The following is a 17,372-nucleotide window of genomic DNA, read 5'->3' on the forward strand; positions in this document are numbered from 1 at the left end:
ATCATGTCGAAAGTCTGGTTGGTGACGGGTAGTTCGCGCGGCCTGGGCCGCGATATCGCCGAAGCGGTGCTGGCCAAGGGTGACCGTCTGGTCGCCACGGCGCGTCGGCCGGAGCAACTGGCCGATCTCGTGGAACGTTACGGCGATCAGGTGAAAGCGGTGGCGCTGGATGTCGCCGATGCCGTCGCGGCTCGCAAGGCGGTGCAGGCGGCCGTGGATGCGTTTGGACGTCTGGACGTCCTGGTCAACAACGCGGGCTTCGGCCATGCGATGCCATTCGAGCAAAGCGACGAAGAGGATTTCCGCGCGCAGATCGATACCAATTTCTACGGCGTGGTGAACATGACGCGCGCGGCGTTGCCGGTAATGCGCGCGCAGCGGTCGGGCCACATCCTGCAGATTTCGTCCGTGGGTGGGCGCATCGGCACGCCGGGGCTTTCGGCGTATCAGTCGGCCAAGTGGGCCGTGGGTGGCTTCACCGAGGTGGTGGCTGCGGAAGTGGCGCATCTGGGCATCAAGCTGTGCTCGCTGGAGCCGGGTGGCATGCGCACAGGCTGGATGGCGGAGGCCAACAGCACGCTGGGCGAGTTGATGCCCGACTACGAAGCCTCGGTCGGCGTGTTCCGCAGTCGCATCCAGGCGATGGAAGGCAAGGAAGCCAGCGATCCGGCGCGTGTGGCGCAGGTGGTCGTCAAGCTGGCCTATCACGAGCAGCCGCCGCGCCATCTGTTGCTGGGCACCGACGCGCTGCATTTCTTCGGCATGGTGGAGAAGGAACGCATGGATGCGGCTGAGCGCTGGCGTGGTGTCAGCGAATCCACCGGCTTCGACGCGCGTGATGTGCCGCCGCTTCCCGCATATTGAGGCGAAACAATGAAGATCATCCTGTTTGGTGCCAGCGGCATGGTCGGCCAGGGCGTGCTGCGCGAATGCCTGGCCGCATCCGATGTGGACGAAGTGCTGGTGGTGGTGCGGTCCAGTCTTGGCATCCACCATCCAAGGTTACGTGAAGTGGTGCACCAGGATTTCTTCGACTACACCCGCATCGAACCCGAACTGCTGGGTTATGACGCCTGTTTCTTTTGCCTCGGTGTCAGCGCCGCCGGCATGGACGAGGCGCGGTATACCCATCTCACCTACGACCTGACCCTTGCCGCAGCAGGCACGCTGGCTCGCCTCAACCCGGCCATGACGTTTGTCTATGTGTCCGGCGCGGGCACGGACAGCAGCGAACAGGGGCGAGCGATGTGGGCGCGGGTGAAGGGGCGGACGGAAAACGCGCTGCGCCGGTTGCCGTTCCGCGCGGTGTACCTGTTCCGCCCCGGTTTCATCGAGCCCGCGCATGGCGAACGCTCCAAGACCACGATGTCCCGCGTGGTCTACGCCGTGACGCGGCCTTTGGTACCGGTGCTGCGGGCCGTGTTTCCTCGTCACATCCTCAGCACGGTCATCATCGGACAGGCCATGTTGTCGGTGGTGCGTCACGGCGCGCCGGTCGCGGTGATGGAGTGTGCGGACATCCTTGAGGCGGCGAAGCGCGCGGCAAGCGCATGACCCACCCCAACGGATGAGTGCGCGCGGCGGTGGAATGGCGTAGCGTGTCGCGGCATTCCACCGGCTGCGGGTGTTCGTTCTTCGCCCGCGTTGTCTGACCTCGTTGGCGACGGATGCCCGCATGCGCTCAGGTATTCCCCGCAATCCGCGCTCGCACCTTTGCCACGGCCTGGCATGGGTGGTGTGTCTTGCGCTGCTTGCGGCATGCAGCAGCGTCCTGAAGCCGCCGAAGAACGACGCCCTCAACGAAGCGCGTCATCTATGGCGCGATACCGCCGAAATCCATCGCAGGGACATTGCCGCCCGCAACTGGATACGTTGCGCCGTGGTCGCCTACCACGCGTCGGAATCGGAGAACGCGGCGCAGCAAGCCGAAGCCCAGGAGATCGCCGACAACTGCACGTACGAATTGCTGGGCTACCTGCTGGACATCGAAACCAGCCCCTGGCGTTCGCATTCCCTGCACGTACTGGACGAGCCGTTGCGCGTGGTGTTCCGCGATCTGCCGAACAGCCTGGACAATGAGGGGCCGGTGGCCTTGGCGCGCGCCGAGGAAGTGACCATCCCCACGGTGATGGGCGCGCGGTATGCAACGCCAGGCTATGGCGTGTCGATGGTGGGCTGGCAACCGCGATGCGACGACAAGCCCATCTGCATGCTCGATCCGCCGGAAGGCATTACCCGGGCGCTTACCGCGTGGGTGGAACCCGGCGACGATGGTGTTGCGCAGCTGGTGGTCTCCGGCATGCACGAACATCCGGACATCACCATCGGCCATCGCAGCGTTCCCCTGGCGGTGGATTCCTCCGCCGCGTTGGCCGCGCTGTACGATCGTTCACACATCAACCGCCTGGCGCTGTGGAACCTGATTGGCGGTCGCCAGTTCGCGATGCGCGAAGGGCTGTATCTGCTGGAAGATTACGACCCGGCCAAGACGCCGGTGATCATGGTGCACGGCCTGGGGCGCAGCCCGATGGTCTGGGCGAAGCTGACCAACCTGATCGATGGCGACCCGCAACTGCGCGCGCGCTATCAGATATGGCACGTGGTCTACCCGACCAATACTCCCCAGCTGCTCAACCGCCTGACGGTGCAGCGCTCGCTGGACCAGGCGTGGAACATCCTGGACCCCGAAGACACCGCGCCTGCGCACAAGGACATGGTGTTGATCGGGCACAGCATGGGCGGCGTCATTTCACGACTGATGGTGTCCGACAGCGGCGATGTGATCTGGAAAGCGGTATTCGACATTCCGCCGGAGCAGTTGCACGGCACGCCCGCCGATCTGGCCATCATGGATTCGATATTCCGCTTTCATCCCTATCCCGGCGTGACGCGGGCGATTTTCCTGGCGGCGCCGCATCTGGGCTCGCCATATGTCGACAGCCTGATCGGACAAGTCGCCTTGCGCGTCGTGCACGCCCATGCGCCGGAGCTGGATGCCCTGGTTCGCGTGGCGGCAGAAAATCGGGCACATGAAAATCCACTGCTGGCGCAGGATTACGAACGCTACGGACTCAGCAGCATCAGCACGCTGCGTGACGTGCAACCCGTAAGTCATGCGGCACAGTCGCTGATGCCAGCGAAGGGCGTGCGTTACTACACCTTCGCCGGCAACCTGCCGGGTTCGAATCCGCCGGGCGACGGCTTTGTTCCGCTCAAGAGCGCCGTGATTCCCGGCGCGGTTTCCACCACCGTCGTGAAGGATGGTCATCAGCTTTACCTCAACGACGAGGTGCTGGCGAAGATCGTGGAGATTCTTCGCCAGCCCTGAGGCCTGCCTTCAGTGCGATGCCAGCGTCGGCAATGCCGTCGGCACGGACGAGGTTTGCGGCAACGGCAGCTTGATCGGGTCCTGCGGGCCCACGATGGCCCAGACCAGCAGCTTGGCCGGCCTGGTGGTGCTGGGGTTGCGGGTCACCAGGTGATGTGCGCGCGGCGGTCCGTACCAGCTTTCGCCGGTGGCGTAGGTCTTCGGTTCCTGTCCTTCGAGTTGGGACACCACCTCGCCTTCAAGCACGTACGCAAAGATGGAGCCCGGATGGAGATGAGGTGCTGCGCTCTGGCCGGGAGCCAGCGTGACGGTGGCCATCACGGCGCTTTTCCCCGGCACGTCGGTCAAGGGCTGCTTCATCAAGGGTTGGACGCTCTCGCCGCCATCGTGTGCCAGCACCGTGCCGGCCATGCCGAATGACACGATGAGCGAGAGCAAGGTGGAGAGCGTGCGTGTCATCGGCGTTTTCATGATGACATCGCTCCTCACGCCGGCAGTTTGCGGAAGGCAATCGCGAAACGATTCCAACCGTTGATGGCGATGACGAGCAGGGTCAGGTCGGCCAGTTCTTCGTCCGAAAAGTGCGGCTGCACGGCTTGCCATACGTTGTCCGGCACATGGTTGCCGGCGATCAGCGTGAGCGACTCGGTCCATTCCAGTGCGGCGCGTTCGCGATCGGTGAAGAACGGGGTTTCGCGCCACACGCTCACCGTGGCCAGGCGACGTTCGTTCTCGCCGGCCTTGCGGGCGTCGGCCGAGTGCGTGTCCACGCAGTAGGCGCAGCCGTTGATCTGCGAAGCGCGAAGGCGCACCAGTTCTACCAGTGATTTTTCCAGGCTGCTTTTGCCGATGCGCTGCTCCAGGCCGACCATCGCCTTGATGGCATCGGGGCTGGCTTTGTAGAAGTCGAGACGCTGGTTCATGGTGGGATCCTCAGTGGTATCCGGTGGGAAAGTGGAATCAGGTTAGACTTGGTGATGGTCTTCTGAAATGTCCATTTCTTGAAGAAATGAGGTGACCACTGATGGATGTGCAGCTCATCATTGCCGGACGGCGCGATCTGGCGGGGCAGCTCTACCAGCAACTGCGTGCCGCCATCGTCGACGGCCGCTTGCCGGCAGGCTCGCGCCTGCCTTCCACGAGGGACCTTGCCCGCCAGCAGGGCGTGTCGCGCAAGACCACGCTGGAGGTCTACGAGCGCCTTGCATCGGAAGGTTTTCTTGCCAGTCGGCAGGGCGATGGCACCTTCGTTACCGAAACCATCACGGCAATGCCGAACCGTGCGAACACACGGAGCAACGTCACGCCCCGGCCAGCAAAGGTGTGGCAGCGCGTGCCCGATGCCTTGTCGATGCCGAAGGCTGGCGAGCGTTTGCGTTACGACTACCTGGGCGGCGTCACCGACAAATCGTTGTTCCACGCCGACGCATGGCGCAAATGCGTGGCGCATGCGTTGCGCGCGCAGGCGCGTGGTCGCGGCATGTATCGCGACCCGGCGGGCGAGCAGGAGTTGCGACTGGCCATTGCGCGCTATGTCGGTTTCAGTCGTGGCGTAGCCTGCCAATGGCAGGACGTGATCGTGACGCAGGGCGCGCAGCAGGCGGTCGACCTGGCCGCACGCGTCATGGTTGACCGGGGCGACACGGTTGCCGTCGAAGAGCCCGGTTATCCGCCGGCGCGCAGCAGCATGCTGGCGTTGGGTGCGCGCGTGAAGTCCGTTCGCGTGGACGACGAAGGCCTGTGCGTGGATGCGCTGCCTGACGAGGCGCGCCTCGTCTATGTCACCCCGTCGCACCAGTTTCCGCTTGGCATGCCGATGAGCCTGGAGCGTCGCATGGCGTTGCTGGAATGGGCAGCCCGGCGCGGTGCCCTGATCATCGAGGACGACTACGACGGCGAATTCCGCTTCGAAGGTCGCCCGGTGGAGTCGCTCAAGAGCCTGGACCGCCATGGCGTGGTGGCTTACGTCGGCACGTTTTCCAAGACGATCTTTCCGGAACTGCGCACGGGTTACGTGGTGCCTCCCGCGTCATTGGCCGCGGACTTCCTCAAGGCAAGGCAGATCAACGACTGGCACGGCTGCAGCCTGACGCAGGCCGCGCTGGGGCGTTACATGCTGGATGGCGAGTTCGGACGGCACGTGCGGCGCGTGCAAAAACACTACGCGCTGCGTCGGCAGGCCTTGCTGGAACATCTTCAGGGGCCGCTGTCCCGGTGGCTGGAGCCGATCGTGCCGGTGGCCGGCATCCACATGGTCGGCATGCTGCGCAATGGCTTGGCCGAAGACCTTGTCATTGCGCAGGCACGTGCCCAATCCATGGCGCTCTACGGCATCCGTGGCTTCTATGCCGGCCGGCGTCCACGGCAGGGGCTGCTGTTTGGCTATGGCGACATGGGGGTGGACGACATCCACGCCTCCATGACGTTGCTGGGTTCGCTGCTCGCCAACGCCTGACGCGGTATCGGGATAGGCCGCACACCACCCAAAAGTCTTAGGCGCATGAGTGCTTGAATTCACGCGAATTCAGCATTTGGTTAAGCATGATCGGGCCGCGTCTGGCTTCTTTCACTGCGTAAGGTGCCAGGGCGCATCGAGCACGGCGGGCTCAGGAAGAGCGATAGGAGCGCGGGCGTTTCCCTGACCGGAGGCGACCCGGGCGACATCACCGGACGGCGTGGGGGAAAAGGGAGTGAACGCATGCGCAAGGTTACGATCAGGTTTCAGGACGTCGCCACCGAATTAGCCCAGATCAACACGTTGCGGGACGACGTGATGGAGCGGGCCTTCGTCATGCTTGAGCAACGCCACGGCACACTGGCCGCGATGCTGGTGCAGAGCCTGGGCGATCGCCAGCGCGCTGTTCGCTGGATGTGCCGCCACCAGAACGCCTTCGATGGCCGCACCGCCTACGAGCTGCTTGCCGATGGCGAAGAAGATGCCGTGTGGGACGAGATTGCGCTGATGAGTGATGCGCCGGTGTCGGCGCGCATCAACTCCGCACGCATGGCTTATTGAGGTCGTTCGGACCCGATCGCCACGCCACGTGTCGCCTTGAAAGCCCACACGCTGTTGGCGTCGCCGCTGCGCGCGCGACGCGTGGCGGCGCGAGCGAGCATGGCAAACACGATGCCGAGCGCGACGCCGGTGAGGTCCACGCCAAGCACGCGCCAGGCGAGCGGCGACCACTGTTGCATCATCGCCGGCGCGCTGCAGGCAAGATCGACGATGGACATCGCTGCCGTCAGTCCCGCCGTGGCCCACAACAGTTCCACCGTGGCGTTGGCAATGGGGCGCAGGCAGGCGTAAGCGCACGCGCCGAGGAACAAGCCATAGCAGGCCACGCGCTGCGGCATGCCTGCATCCACACCCAGCCGTTCGGCAATCCACGTCGCCACGAAGGCGCCACTGATGGCCAGGCACGAACCGATGCACACGCCCACGGTGGCGCGCGCCATCACCAGTGTCTTGCGTGGCTGGTCGGCCAGGCGACGCTTGCGGCGCGTTTCGATGTAAAGCAGGTTGCCCGAATAGAACAGGAACGCGCCGGCCAACCCCAGGATGAAATACAGCCACTGCACCGTGCGTCCACCGAAGCTGCCGAAGTGCAGTCCGAACAACGCGGCATAGCTGATGCCATTGAGGCTGTAACTGTCGCCCACATGCGTGGCCAGCACGGTGCCATCGTGGGCCGACATGGCCACGGTGCCGTAGGAGCCTAGCGTGTGCTGCGAAAGCCCGCGCACTTCGGCCACGGCGTTGCGGTCGCCGTAATGCACGAAATGCATGTAATCCGGCTCGAACGTGGTCACGCCGTTCTTCAGCGCATGGGTGCGAGCGCGTTCGATCAGCTCATCGGTAGTAAGCATGCTTGCTGGCGTGCCGCTTACGATCACGGTAGGCGTGGTGTCGGTCGCCTTGGCAAACGCATCGAACAGCTTGCCGTCGAAGGCGACAGTGTTGAGCGCCGCCAGGGTGATGGCAAACAGACAGAACAACGCGCCGGTGACGGCGAAGATCACGTGGAAGGGCAGGCTGATCACACCAATCGCGTTGTGTGCGTCCTGCCACAGGCGCTTCAGGTTGCGACCCACGCGCATGGCGAAGAAATCCTTCACCAGTTGCGGCAGGTGAATCAGGATGCCGGTAAGCAGGGCGAGCCCGTACACCACGCTCACGATGCCCATCAGATACAGGCCGATCACCGGCAAGCCCAATGAATCGTGCAGCGCGTAGACGAAATCGGCGAGTTCGTTTTCCGATGCCTCTGCGCGTGGCGCACTGAGCTGGCTGGCGGTCGCGAATTGCTCCTCGCCCTTTTCCATCCAGAACGCATAGGCCGGGTGCGAGCTGTCGCGCGGGAGCACGATGCCGAAATCCTCGCGCGCTGCCGGATGCTGTTCGACCAACCGTTCCATCAATGTATCCAACGACACATGCGAATCGGCGGCCACTCGCCACGGCGGGTTTTGCCAGGCGGCGATGTCGTCATGGAAAACCGTGAGGGCACCTGCGTAGAACGCCACAAAGAGGGCGAAGCCCGCGATCAGTCCCGCCCAGGTGTGAACCGTGGTGAAGGTGCGGATGGTGGAGGATTTCATCGGGACGTCCCTGATTCAGCCGGGCAAACGCAATGCCCACAGGGCAACAAAGACAGCAAGGTTGGCACCACCCAGCACCAGCCACGCACGCGGACCACTGCGGAACAGGTAAGCGCCGGCCATGAACGCCGTCCACAGCGGAAAGAAAAGAATCAGGGCGGGAATAAGGAAGGCCTGCCCATGCTCCGGCAACACGTGAAGCACCAGCGCGAGCAACAAGGCAGCGAGCGGAAAGCCGAGCAGGGTGCCGGCAAGACAACGAGCGATCATGATTCGCCGGCTTCCTCGCTCGCGGTCCGCCACCAGGACAGATAGGGCAGCGTCACCCAGGTCAGCATGAGCATGGTGAGTGCGGCCGTGATACCCGGCCCAACGCCCGCGTCGTACCACCAGCAGGCCGTGCCCGCGGCAACGAGTGCGGCGCCCGCCCACTTTGCCGACGACGGCAACGCACGAACGCGCAGTCGCTGCTGCGCGCTGGCCAGATAAACCAGCACGGCGCCCGCGAGGGTCAACAGCAGGGCAATAAGAATGATCACGTGGCGCCTTGAAAGCGGATCTTACGAGCTCAGATATTGAGAATTATTCTCATCTAAGTCGTGCCCGTCAACCGCAACCATGCGGCTGCCGCTCTGGCGTGAGGTGATGGCGACCCGATTCGGACGTCAGAACTGGTACTGCAGGCGCCCGACGATGGCGGCAGGGTGTTTGCCGCTGTCCGGGTCGCCCGGCGTGTTGAGATCCAGCGCGCGCACCAGGTTGGCCGACAAGCGCACGGATTTGTCCAGATACCAGTTGATACCGAACGACAGGTTGGTTTCCTTGCCGCCCAGCACGTCGTGATCGTTGAGGTCGGTCATGCTCAATCGCGCGGCCACTTCCAGGGCGCCGCCGCCGTGTCCATTCCACGACGCGTTCGGAACAACGGGTCCGAAGGTGGCGTTGCTTTCACGGTATTCGCGGCTCTCGCCCGTGATCATCCAGCTGGCATACGCGTACCAGGCGCGAAAGCGCAGGTTCGGATAGCCGGCGTCGCGTTGCAGGTGGGCTTCCATGTATTCGGCCTGCCAGGAGAAGGGGCCGTTGACGTGCGCCGCTTCCAGGCCGTAACGCTGCACCTTGTTGGAACCGGCGATGCTGCCCGTGTCGAGAAAATCATTGCCGTTCGAAAGCGCCACTTCCGGAGCGGACTTGAAGGTCTGGTCGTTTTCCGGTCCCGCGCGTCGCGTCGAATAATCCACGGCGAGATGGTAGGGGCCGCCATCCGTCTTCAGCACGTAAGCCAATCGCCCCGTGAGGGCGACACCGCGCTGCGTGCGGCCTTCGTCCTTGGTGCCGGCGGTGAAGAAGCCGTAACTCCATATCCATGGCCCGCGCGAATCGGTGGACGACGCGCCGATGCTTCGGCTCGGCGCCAGTGCATTGGTGGTGGCGCGTTCCAGGAAGGTGGTGTTGCGGAAGCTGCCGAACTGCTCCAGGCCGAAGGGCTCCTGCTGGTTGCCGAGGGTGACGATGCCCAGGTAGCTCGTTTCCTTGCGCAGATAGACGTCCTTGAATTCGAACCGCCCATCCACAATCTGTGCATCGCCGTAAATCAGCCAGCCCATCTTCGTCATGTGCGAAATGGTGAGGTCGGCCCTTCGCACGGTCAGTTGCGTGTCGCCGAGGGCGCGGTCGGTGTAGTTCGCCGCGTCGATCATGATGTAGCCGTTGATCTGGCTATGCAGCACGGGCGTGTTGAAGCCTCCTTCGAACGGCCGCATCAGTGAGAGGTCCTGCAGTGTCTTCACGGTCTTGCTGTCGCTGCCGGCCGTGGTCGACGCCGAGGCTGGTGCTGTCTGCGCAGACTCGGAAGACGACGGCGCCGGTTTGGACGGCTGATGCACGCAGCCGGCCATGACGCAGGCAAGGCTCGCGGCCAGCCACGATCGTGCCTGGCGGGTTGGCGGCGTGCGCTCAGGCTCAGCCATGATGTGTGAGGTCCCTCATTCCGTGCCGTGGCGGCATGTTCGGCACCCGGCAGTCCCTGCCCGGCAGCGTTATTTCAGTCATCGTGCCCGGATTGTGAAGCCCCGGCCGGCCGCGATGCCTCCGAAAAACTACTGTCGTCGCCGTGATGGGCGTGGCGCCGGACCGTGATTCCCTACGGGAGCGCATGGCGGGGCACGCGGGTTAATATGTCGGTTTGCAAGCCCTTTCAGGAGTCTCGAGTGATCATCAACCCCAAGGTGCGTGGTTTTATCTGTGTGACGGCCCATCCGGTCGGTTGCGAGCGCAACGTGCTCGACCAGATCAACATCACCAAGGCACAGGGCGACCTGGGCGAAGGCCCCAAGCGCGTGCTGGTGATCGGCGCCTCCACCGGTTATGGCCTCGCCTCGCGCATCACCGCGGCTTTCGGCTACGGCGCGGCCACCCTGGGCGTGTTCTTCGAAAAGCCCAGCAGCGAGACCAAGACAGGCACCGCGGGCTGGTACAACTCCGCCGCCTTCGACAAATACGCCAAGGAAGCGGGCCTGTTCAGCCGTTCGATCAATGGCGATGCGTTCGCCAACGAAACGCGCGAACGCGCCATCGACATCATCAAGAACGAGATGGGCGGCAAGATCGACCTCGTCGTCTATTCGCTCGCCTCGCCGGTGCGCAAGCTGCCGGATACGGGCGAAGTGGTGCGCTCCTCGCTCAAGACCATTGGCGAAACCTTCACGGCCAACTCGATTGACACCAATCGCGACACGGTGATCCAGGCCTCGGTGGAACCGGCGACCGAGCAGGAGATCAAGGACACCGTCACCGTCATGGGCGGTGAAGACTGGAAGCTCTGGATCGACGCGCTGAGCAAGGCCGGTGTGCTGGCCGACCACGCCAAGACCATCGCCTACAGCTACATCGGCACCGAGATCACCTGGCCGATGTATTGGCACGGCACGCTGGGCCAGGCCAAGCAGCACCTGGACAACACTGCCAAGCAGCTGGTTGCCGAGCACAAGGCCGAGCATCTGGACGCCTACGTGGGCGTGATGAAGTCCGTGGTGACGCAGGCGAGCGCGGCCATTCCCGTGCTGCCGCTGTACATCGCCATTTCCTTCCGCGTGATGAAGGAAAAGGGCATCCACGAAGGCACCATCGAACAGATCAACCGCCTGTTCCGCGATCGCATGTACCGCAAGGACCACGCGGCGACGGAAACCGACAGCGACGGCCGCATCCGTCTGGACGACTGGGAACTGCGCGAAGACGTGCAGAAGGAATGCAAGGCGTTGTGGCCGACGGTAACCACCGAGACCCTCAATGAACTGACCGACTACGCCGGTTACAAGAACGACTTCCTGCACCTGTTCGGCTTCGGCCGCACCGATGTGAACTACGAGGAAGACGTGAACCCGGATCGCCGCTTCGACGTCGTCGAGCTTTGATCGAACGTACCGGATGCCGTCGTCGCGGCGGCATCCGGTACGGTCCAAAGACGAGGCATACAAGGCCGCACGCGCTCACTAAGCTGCCGCCATGACCACTGCCATCGTCTGGTTTCGCCGCGACCTTCGCCTCGCTGACAACCCCGCGCTCACTGCCGCCTGCCAGGCACATGCGCACATCCTGCCGCTGTATATCCATTCGCCCGACGAAGACGGCGAGTGGGCGCCCGGTGCTGCCAGCCGCTGGTGGCTGCATCATTCGTTGACGCATCTCCATGCGCAGTTGCGCGGGCAGGGCAGTGCCTTGCACGTCGCCAAGGGCGACAGTCTGCAGGTGCTGCGGCACTTGATCGATCGGACCGGCGCCGCGGCGGTGTATTGGAATCGCCAGTACGAGCCGAATGCCATTGCGCGCGACAGCACCATCAAGGCGGCGCTGCGCGAACAAGGCGTCGACGTACACAGCTCCAATGCCTTGCTCTGGTGCGAGCCATGGCAGATCGAGACGAAGCAGCAAGGTCCGTACCGCGTGTTCACGCCGTACTGGCGCACGCTGCGTCCGCAGCTTGAATCCCCGCGCCCGTTGCCCGTGCCTTCGCCATCGCGTGGCGTGGATGTCGGCGGCGGTCTTTCCATCGATGCACTGGAACTTCGGCCGTCCATTCGCTGGGACCAGGGCATGGAAGAAGCCTGGACGCCGGGGGAAGAGGGCGCGCACGACATGCTCGACCTCTTCATGGACGATGCCATCGGCGATTACGCGCGTTTGCGTGATCTGCCTGCGCGACATGGCACGTCGCGCTTGTCGCCATACCTGCATTTTGGCGAGATATCGCCGCGACAGATCCATCGCCAGATGCTGGACCGGGTCGCCGCCACCGATGCGCGACGTCGTCCCGATATCGAACCGTATCTGCGCGAACTCGGTTGGCGCGAGTTCGCACATCACCTGCTGTACCACTTTCCGCGCACGCCCACGGCGAACTTCAACGAACAGTTCAACCGGTTTCCATGGGCGCGCAAGAACGGCAAGGCCATCGAGGCATGGCAGCGTGGCCGCACCGGCATACCGTTGGTCGATGCAGGCATGCGTGAACTCTGGCATACGGGCTGGATGCACAACCGCGTGCGCATGATCGTGGCCAGTTTCCTGACCAAGAACCTGCGGCAGCACTGGCTGCACGGCGCACGATGGTTCTGGGACACGCTGGTGGATGGCGACCTGGCCAACAACACGCTGGGCTGGCAATGGGTGGCCGGCAGCGGCGCCGATGCCGCGCCGTATTTCCGTGTATTCAATCCGGTGACGCAGGCGCAGAAATTCGACGCGGATGGACAATACCTGCGGCGCTGGCTTCCGGAGCTCGCGAACGCGCCGCTTCCGCTGCTGCACGAGCCGTGGAAGGACCCGTCCCTGCTCAAGCGCAGCGGCTATCCTGCGCCGATGATCGATCTTGGCGTGAGTCGTGACGACGCGCTGGCGGCCTACCGCACCATGCGATCCGGTTGATTCGGATCGCGGTCTTGTGGGAGCGCACCCTGTGCGCCACAACCCAGCGGAGCGATGTATGTCAGCGGGACGGTCGCGCACAGGGTGCGCTCCCACCGTTGGAGTTCCCGACCAGGTGGAGTTCCCAGCGACGTTCCGCCCTTCATGTAGGAGCGCACTTGCGCGCGACCACCGAACGGTTCGAGGCCAGTCAGGCAGCGGTCGCCCGCAAGCGGGCTCCTACAAAAAAGATGGCGTACTGAAACCGCTAGCGGATCGCCTGATGAAAACCCCGCTCTCGGACGGCCCTTTTCCGCCTCGCCGTCCGAAAAGCCAAAGTGTGGGAGCGCACCCTGTGCGCGACAACCCAACGGAGCGATGCATGTCAGCGGGACGGTCGCGCACAGGGTGCGCTCCCACCGTTGGAGTTCCCGACCAGTTGGAGTTCCCAGCGACGCTCCGCCCTTTGTGTAGGAGCGCACTTGTGCGCGACCACCGCACGGTTCGGCGCCAGCCAGGCGGCGGTCGCCCGCAAGCGGGCTCCTACAAAAAGATGGCGTACTGAAACCGTTGGAGTTCCCGACTAGTTGGAGTTCCCAGCGACGCTCCGCTCTTTATGTAGGAGCGCACTTGTGCGCGACCACCGCACGGTTCGGCGCCAGCCAGGCAGCGGTCGCCCGCAAGCGGGTTCCTACAAAAAGATGGCGTACTGAAACCGTTCGCGGATCGCCTGATGAAAAATGCCGTTCTCGGACGGCCTTGTCCGCCCGCCGCCCGAAAAGCCAAAGTGTGGGAGCGCACCCTGTGCGCGACAACCCAACGGAGCGATGCGTGTCACCGGGACAGTCGCGCACAGGGTGCGCTCCCACCGTTGGAGTTCCCGATCAGGTGGAGTTCCCAGCGATGCTCCGCCCTTTATGTAGGAGCGCACTTGTGCGCGACCACCGCACGGTTCGGCGCCAGCCAGGCAGTGGTCGCCTGCAAGCAGGCTCCTACAAAAAGCTGGCGTACTGAAAGCGTTTGCGGATCGCCTGATGAAAAATGCCCGCCTCGGGCAGCTTTTCCGCCCCGCCGTCCGGAAAGCCAAACGGTGGGAGCGCACCCTGTGCGCGACGGACTTTCGCGTCAACGCTCAACAGCGTCATCGCGAACAGCTTCCGTCCCCACCGATGCATTCGCCCGACGAAGCAGCCACGCCAGCACCGGTGGCGTCACCATCGCGGTCAGCAGCGACATGGCCACGATGATCGCGTAGATCTGCGCTGTGAACACGCCGGCGGCCAGACCGAGACTGGCGATCACCACGCCCACTTCACCACGCGGCACCATGCCGAAGCCCACCAGCGTGGCGCTTCGGCCACCCAGCGACCATGCGCCAAGAAAGCCGCCGATCAACTTGGAAACAATGGCGATCAAGGTGACGACGAGCAGCATGATGCCTGCCTCGGCGTTGCCTAATTGATGCAAGTCGATCTTGCTGCCGGTAATGACGAAGAAGAACGGTGTCAGCAACGCAAGCAGTGGCTGCGTCTGCTTCTCCAGCGTGTGCTGCTGGCGCGTTTCGGAGGCGATCATGCCAGCAAGGAAGGCACCAATGATGGCCGCCAGCCCAAACAGCGTGGACACGTAGGCCAGGCCCAGGCACAGCGCCAACACGATGGCGAGCGCCGAATGCGGGCTTTGCGGCTTGTCCAGCCAGCTGGAGTTCCAGCGCATGACCCGTGCGCCCCCAATGCCGATGATGGCGATGAAGCCAATGGCGCCCGCCAGCACGGCCAGCAGGTGCACGACGTCGATGCCTTCACCGCCTTGCAGCGACACCACCACGCCCAGCAACAGCATGGCAAGGATGTCGTCGATGACCGCCGCGCCCAGAATCACCTTGCTTTCGATGCGTTGAAGTGCGCCCAGTTCCTGCAGCACGCGCGCGGTGATGCCTGCGGACGTCGCCACGAATGCCGCGGCGATAAACAGCGACCGACTCCAGTCGAAGCCACTCGCATGCGCCCAGACGCCACCCATGCCGAACGGCACGAGTACGCCAAGCACACCCACCAGGAAAGCCACCTTGCCGACCTTCTTCAGGTCTTCAAGCCGCGTTTCCAGGCCTACGGAAAACAGCAGCAACACCACGCCGACTTCGGCAAGCACATCCAGCGGCGTGCCCGATGCAACCTGTTCGGGCGTGATCCAGCCGAGCAGGGAGGGGCCGACCACACAGCCCGCGGCAATTTCGCCCACCCCGCCAGGAAGTTTCAGTCGTTGCGCGACTTCACTGCCGACCTGCGCGGCAAGAAAGACGATAAAGAGCGTAAGCAAAATGTCGCTGGCATGATGCATGTGGGAAGCCGCGGCAACCGATGGATGCCACGCATGCTACATGCTCGTTGCGGGGCGTGCGCTCAATGATCCGCGGATACCGAGTGCTTGCCGCCTTCGCCTTTCAGGCGACTGAAGACCCAGCTTGCCGTGGCCGTGACGACAGCCAGCAACAGCACGGTCCAGCGGAAGGCGGGAATGTAGTCGTCGTGTGCGTGTCCCTGCAGCAACGCTTCCATCAGCAGCGACGCCAGCGCAATGCCGAAACTCATGGACAGGTATTGCGCGGTGGATGCCATCGACGACGCCTGCGAAGCGAACTTCACGTCCAGGTCGTTGTAGATCAGCGTATTCATGGCGGTGTACTGCATGCCCATGAAGCCGCCGTAGACATACACCATCAACGCGATCACCCACATGGGCGAGCCTTTGCCCAGCAGCGCGAAAGAGGCCAGCATCACCGCCACCACCAGGGTGTTGGTGAACAGCAGTTTCCGATAGCCAAAACGCTGCAGCAGCCGGTTGATGCCCCACTTGGCCGTGATCGAGCCCAACGCCTGCGGCACCATCATCAGGCCAGCCATCAGCGGCGACCAGCCGCAACCCACCTGCAGGAACAAGACCAGCAGAAGGAACATGCCCGACACGCCCAGTCGCGTGAACAGGTTGCCTGCCAGGGACACCCACACGCTGCGCACCTTCAGCAAGCTGAGGTCGGCCACCGGGTGATCGGTACGGCGGCTATGCCAGACGTACGTGGCGCCAAAAACGACTGCCAAGACGCCGTAGATGGCGATGCGCACCCATTGCCCACCACCGCCGCTGGCGACTTCCGAAGCCGTGAGCAGCATGGCGGACGCGGCGGCGAACAACAGAAAACCCGCCAGGTCGAAAGGATGCACGTCATCGAGCCGGTAGTCGGGCATGTCGCGTCGATTCATCCACATGCCCACCACGCCGACCGGCACGTTGATGAGAAAGATCAATCGCCACGTGGTGTACTGCGCCAGCGCGCCGCCCAGCAGCGGCCCGAGCACCGAGCCAAGCAAGCCCACCGTGGCGACCGTACTCATCGCCTTCACGAAATCGCGCTTGTCGATGCTGCGAACAAGCACGTAGCGTCCCACTGGCATAAGTGCCGCGCCACCCAGGCCCTGGAGCACGCGCGCGGCCACCAGTTGCGGCAACGTTTGCGCGATACCACAAAGGAGCGAACCGATAGTGAAGGTGGCGATGGCGGCGGCAAAGATGCGTCGCGTGCCGAAGCGGTCGCACAGCCAGGGGCTCGCGGGAATGAAAATCGCCAGCGTCAGCACGTAACTGGTGAGCGCCGTGCGCATGCCCAGTGGCGTGACGTTCAACGCCTCGGCCATGGCCGGCACGGCCGTGTTGACGATGGTGGAATCGAGCGCCTGCATGAAGAACGCCGCGGCGACCAGCCAGATCAAGCCGCGATAGCGGTCTTGCGACGACTCGGGTGGAGGCGTGGAAGCCGGTGGTTCCTCACCCGGCGGTGGCACGGGGAGATTGGTGCTGGTGGCGGCGATAGTCTCGGGCATGTCGCTCCATGATAGCTGCTATGGCAGCTTGCTTTTGCCTGTCGCTGCGTCCAAAGTCGGCTGCGTTTCATCTTTCGGGTTCGTGCGTGCGCATGGCGTCAACCGCGACGAAGTGCAGCAGCGAACCCGCCAAGGATGAGAGGAACATGCGAAGGAACCAGCGCGCCGGGACGGCATCGTCCCGGCGCGTCGTCTTTTGCAGGGCACACAGGGCCACGCGCCAACGGTTCAAAGACAGGAGTCCACATGAGCAGCACGCCACCCATCGGCATTTCGTCCCTGGATCTGGAGCGCATCGACGCCTTGCTCGAACGCATGCCGCCTGTCGAGGCGGTGAAGTACGAGGCGCTGCGTGGCGAACTGGATCGCGCGGCCGTGCTCGAACCGTCTGACATTCCGGCCGATGTGGTCACCATGAACTCTGTCGTCACGTTCAGGGACGACGATTCGAGCGACGAACTGACCATCAGTCTGGTGTACCCCTCGGGCGCAGGTGCCCCGGGCACCGTCTCGATCTTCGCGCCGGTGGGCAGCGCCTTGCTGGGTCTGCGGGTGGGGCAGTGGATCGAATGGCCCACGCCGGATGGCCGCCGCCGCAACCTGCGCGTGCTTGATATCGAATATCAGCCCGAAGCTTCCGGCGACTTGCACCGCTGACCGCG

The 17,372-nt window shown here is 63.8% G+C and carries 17 protein-coding genes; 8 read left to right on the plus strand and 9 right to left on the minus strand.

Going from position 1 to position 17,372, the window contains the following annotated elements; all coding sequences use genetic code 11:
- The first annotated feature begins 3 nt into the window (after nucleotides 1-3).
- From DK366_RS04855 to DK366_RS04865, 3 genes are all read left to right on the plus strand, one after another.
- On the plus strand, nucleotides 4-864 hold the full coding sequence (locus tag DK366_RS04855; RefSeq protein ID WP_109124410.1) for an SDR family NAD(P)-dependent oxidoreductase: 861 nt from the start codon (nucleotides 4-6) through the stop codon (nucleotides 862-864).
- Between the two features lie 9 nt (nucleotides 865-873).
- Nucleotides 874-1,554, plus strand: coding sequence for an NAD(P)H-binding protein (locus DK366_RS04860; protein ID WP_109124411.1), 681 nt, complete (start codon nucleotides 874-876; stop codon nucleotides 1,552-1,554).
- 121 nt (nucleotides 1,555-1,675) lie between these two features.
- Nucleotides 1,676-3,328 carry an alpha/beta fold hydrolase gene (locus tag DK366_RS04865; protein WP_109124412.1) on the plus strand — a complete coding sequence of 551 codons (1,653 nt, stop codon included), beginning with the start codon at nucleotides 1,676-1,678 and terminating at the stop codon, nucleotides 3,326-3,328.
- 9 nt (nucleotides 3,329-3,337) lie between these two features.
- Here the strand turns inward: DK366_RS04865 and DK366_RS04870 are convergent, their stop codons facing one another.
- The gene (locus DK366_RS04870) at nucleotides 3,338-3,799 is read right to left on the minus strand and encodes a cupin domain-containing protein (RefSeq protein WP_109124413.1); all 462 of its coding nucleotides are present in this window, start codon (nucleotides 3,797-3,799) and stop codon (nucleotides 3,338-3,340) included.
- A 14-nt stretch (nucleotides 3,800-3,813) separates the two neighbouring features.
- Nucleotides 3,814-4,251, minus strand: a complete 438-nt coding sequence (locus DK366_RS04875) for a carboxymuconolactone decarboxylase family protein (protein WP_109124414.1) — start codon at nucleotides 4,249-4,251, stop codon at nucleotides 3,814-3,816.
- A gap of 101 nt (nucleotides 4,252-4,352) precedes the next feature.
- Here DK366_RS04875 and DK366_RS04880 point away from each other — a divergent pair, with 101 nt between their 5' ends.
- Together DK366_RS04880 and DK366_RS04885 are read left to right on the plus strand one after the other, a co-directional pair.
- On the plus strand, nucleotides 4,353-5,783 hold the full coding sequence (locus DK366_RS04880; protein WP_109124415.1) for a PLP-dependent aminotransferase family protein: 1,431 nt from the start codon (nucleotides 4,353-4,355) through the stop codon (nucleotides 5,781-5,783).
- 243 nt (nucleotides 5,784-6,026) lie between these two features.
- Complete coding sequence (locus DK366_RS04885; protein WP_232820910.1) at nucleotides 6,027-6,344, plus strand: antitoxin Xre/MbcA/ParS toxin-binding domain-containing protein; 318 nt, start codon at nucleotides 6,027-6,029, stop codon at nucleotides 6,342-6,344.
- Here the strand turns inward: DK366_RS04885 and DK366_RS04890 are convergent.
- The 4 genes from DK366_RS04890 to DK366_RS04905 all read right to left on the minus strand — a co-directional run bounded on the left by DK366_RS04890 (nucleotide 6,338) and on the right by DK366_RS04905 (nucleotide 9,897).
- Entirely contained in the window at nucleotides 6,338-7,927 is a 1,590-nt protein-coding gene (locus DK366_RS04890) for a PepSY-associated TM helix domain-containing protein (RefSeq protein ID WP_109124416.1), read from the minus strand. The two genes, DK366_RS04885 and DK366_RS04890, sit on opposite strands and share 7 nt — an antisense overlap.
- A 15-nt stretch (nucleotides 7,928-7,942) precedes the next feature.
- Nucleotides 7,943-8,197, minus strand: a complete 255-nt coding sequence (locus DK366_RS04895; protein ID WP_109124417.1) for a hypothetical protein — start codon at nucleotides 8,195-8,197, stop codon at nucleotides 7,943-7,945.
- Nucleotides 8,194-8,466: a hypothetical protein gene (locus DK366_RS04900; RefSeq protein ID WP_109124418.1), complete on the minus strand. Its 273-nt coding sequence runs from the start codon at nucleotides 8,464-8,466 to the stop codon at nucleotides 8,194-8,196. The genes DK366_RS04895 and DK366_RS04900 overlap by 4 nt, the downstream gene beginning before the upstream one ends.
- Before the next feature lie 126 nt (nucleotides 8,467-8,592).
- Nucleotides 8,593-9,897 (minus strand): porin, encoded by a 1,305-nt coding sequence (locus tag DK366_RS04905; protein ID WP_109124419.1) that lies wholly within the window; start codon nucleotides 9,895-9,897, stop codon nucleotides 8,593-8,595.
- Nucleotides 9,898-10,137: 240 nt separating this feature from the next.
- On the opposite strand from DK366_RS04905, the gene fabV reads away from it, so the two are divergent.
- Both fabV and DK366_RS04915 read left to right on the plus strand, forming a co-directional pair.
- Nucleotides 10,138-11,343, plus strand: coding sequence for an enoyl-ACP reductase FabV (gene fabV, locus DK366_RS04910; protein ID WP_109124420.1), 1,206 nt, complete (start codon nucleotides 10,138-10,140; stop codon nucleotides 11,341-11,343).
- Nucleotides 11,344-11,434: 91 nt separating this feature from the next.
- A complete protein-coding gene (locus DK366_RS04915; RefSeq protein ID WP_109124421.1) occupies nucleotides 11,435-12,853 on the plus strand; it encodes a deoxyribodipyrimidine photo-lyase in 1,419 nt (472 codons plus the stop codon).
- 971 nt (nucleotides 12,854-13,824) lie between these two features.
- Here the strand turns inward: DK366_RS04915 and DK366_RS21140 are convergent.
- The 3 genes from DK366_RS21140 to DK366_RS04925 form a co-directional block, all read right to left on the minus strand.
- Nucleotides 13,825-13,977, minus strand: coding sequence for a hypothetical protein (locus tag DK366_RS21140; protein WP_157956453.1), 153 nt, complete (start codon nucleotides 13,975-13,977; stop codon nucleotides 13,825-13,827).
- Nucleotides 13,958-15,172 carry a cation:proton antiporter gene (locus DK366_RS04920; protein ID WP_109124422.1) on the minus strand — a complete coding sequence of 405 codons (1,215 nt, stop codon included), beginning with the start codon at nucleotides 15,170-15,172 and terminating at the stop codon, nucleotides 13,958-13,960. The genes DK366_RS21140 and DK366_RS04920 overlap by 20 nt, the downstream gene beginning before the upstream one ends.
- Nucleotides 15,173-15,234: 62 nt before the next feature.
- The gene (locus DK366_RS04925; protein WP_109124423.1) at nucleotides 15,235-16,710 is read right to left on the minus strand and encodes an MFS transporter; all 1,476 of its coding nucleotides are present in this window, start codon (nucleotides 16,708-16,710) and stop codon (nucleotides 15,235-15,237) included.
- A 246-nt stretch (nucleotides 16,711-16,956) separates the two neighbouring features.
- On the opposite strand from DK366_RS04925, the gene rnk reads away from it, so the two are divergent.
- Nucleotides 16,957-17,367, plus strand: a complete 411-nt coding sequence (gene rnk / locus DK366_RS04930) for a nucleoside diphosphate kinase regulator (protein ID WP_109124424.1) — start codon at nucleotides 16,957-16,959, stop codon at nucleotides 17,365-17,367.
- Nucleotides 17,368-17,372 lie beyond the last annotated feature (5 nt).

The sequence above is a fragment of the Dyella sp. C11 genome (assembly GCF_003121485.1).
Classification (GTDB): domain Bacteria; phylum Pseudomonadota; class Gammaproteobacteria; order Xanthomonadales; family Rhodanobacteraceae; genus Dyella.

Excerpts from the sequence above, each read along its gene's own strand:
- DK366_RS04890 (WP_109124416.1), bottom strand. The coding sequence starts at position 7,927 with ATGAAATCCTCCACCATCCGCACCTTCACCACGGTTCACACCTGGGCG.
- DK366_RS04860 (WP_109124411.1), top strand. The coding sequence starts at position 874 with ATGAAGATCATCCTGTTTGGTGCCAGCGGCATGGTCGGCCAGGGCGTG.
- DK366_RS04895 (WP_109124417.1), bottom strand. The coding sequence starts at position 8,197 with ATGATCGCTCGTTGTCTTGCCGGCACCCTGCTCGGCTTTCCGCTCGCT.
- DK366_RS04865 (WP_109124412.1), top strand. The coding sequence starts at position 1,676 with ATGCGCTCAGGTATTCCCCGCAATCCGCGCTCGCACCTTTGCCACGGC.
- DK366_RS04855 (WP_109124410.1), top strand. The coding sequence starts at position 4 with ATGTCGAAAGTCTGGTTGGTGACGGGTAGTTCGCGCGGCCTGGGCCGC.
- DK366_RS04885 (WP_232820910.1), top strand. The coding sequence starts at position 6,027 with ATGCGCAAGGTTACGATCAGGTTTCAGGACGTCGCCACCGAATTAGCC.
- DK366_RS04875 (WP_109124414.1), bottom strand. The coding sequence starts at position 4,251 with ATGAACCAGCGTCTCGACTTCTACAAAGCCAGCCCCGATGCCATCAAG.
- DK366_RS21140 (WP_157956453.1), bottom strand. The coding sequence starts at position 13,977 with ATGACGCTGTTGAGCGTTGACGCGAAAGTCCGTCGCGCACAGGGTGCG.
- DK366_RS04915 (WP_109124421.1), top strand. The coding sequence starts at position 11,435 with ATGACCACTGCCATCGTCTGGTTTCGCCGCGACCTTCGCCTCGCTGAC.
- DK366_RS04880 (WP_109124415.1), top strand. The coding sequence starts at position 4,353 with ATGGATGTGCAGCTCATCATTGCCGGACGGCGCGATCTGGCGGGGCAG.
- DK366_RS04925 (WP_109124423.1), bottom strand. The coding sequence starts at position 16,710 with ATGCCCGAGACTATCGCCGCCACCAGCACCAATCTCCCCGTGCCACCG.
- DK366_RS04920 (WP_109124422.1), bottom strand. The coding sequence starts at position 15,172 with ATGCATCATGCCAGCGACATTTTGCTTACGCTCTTTATCGTCTTTCTT.
- rnk (WP_109124424.1), top strand. The coding sequence starts at position 16,957 with ATGAGCAGCACGCCACCCATCGGCATTTCGTCCCTGGATCTGGAGCGC.
- DK366_RS04870 (WP_109124413.1), bottom strand. The coding sequence starts at position 3,799 with ATGAAAACGCCGATGACACGCACGCTCTCCACCTTGCTCTCGCTCATC.
- DK366_RS04905 (WP_109124419.1), bottom strand. The coding sequence starts at position 9,897 with ATGGCTGAGCCTGAGCGCACGCCGCCAACCCGCCAGGCACGATCGTGG.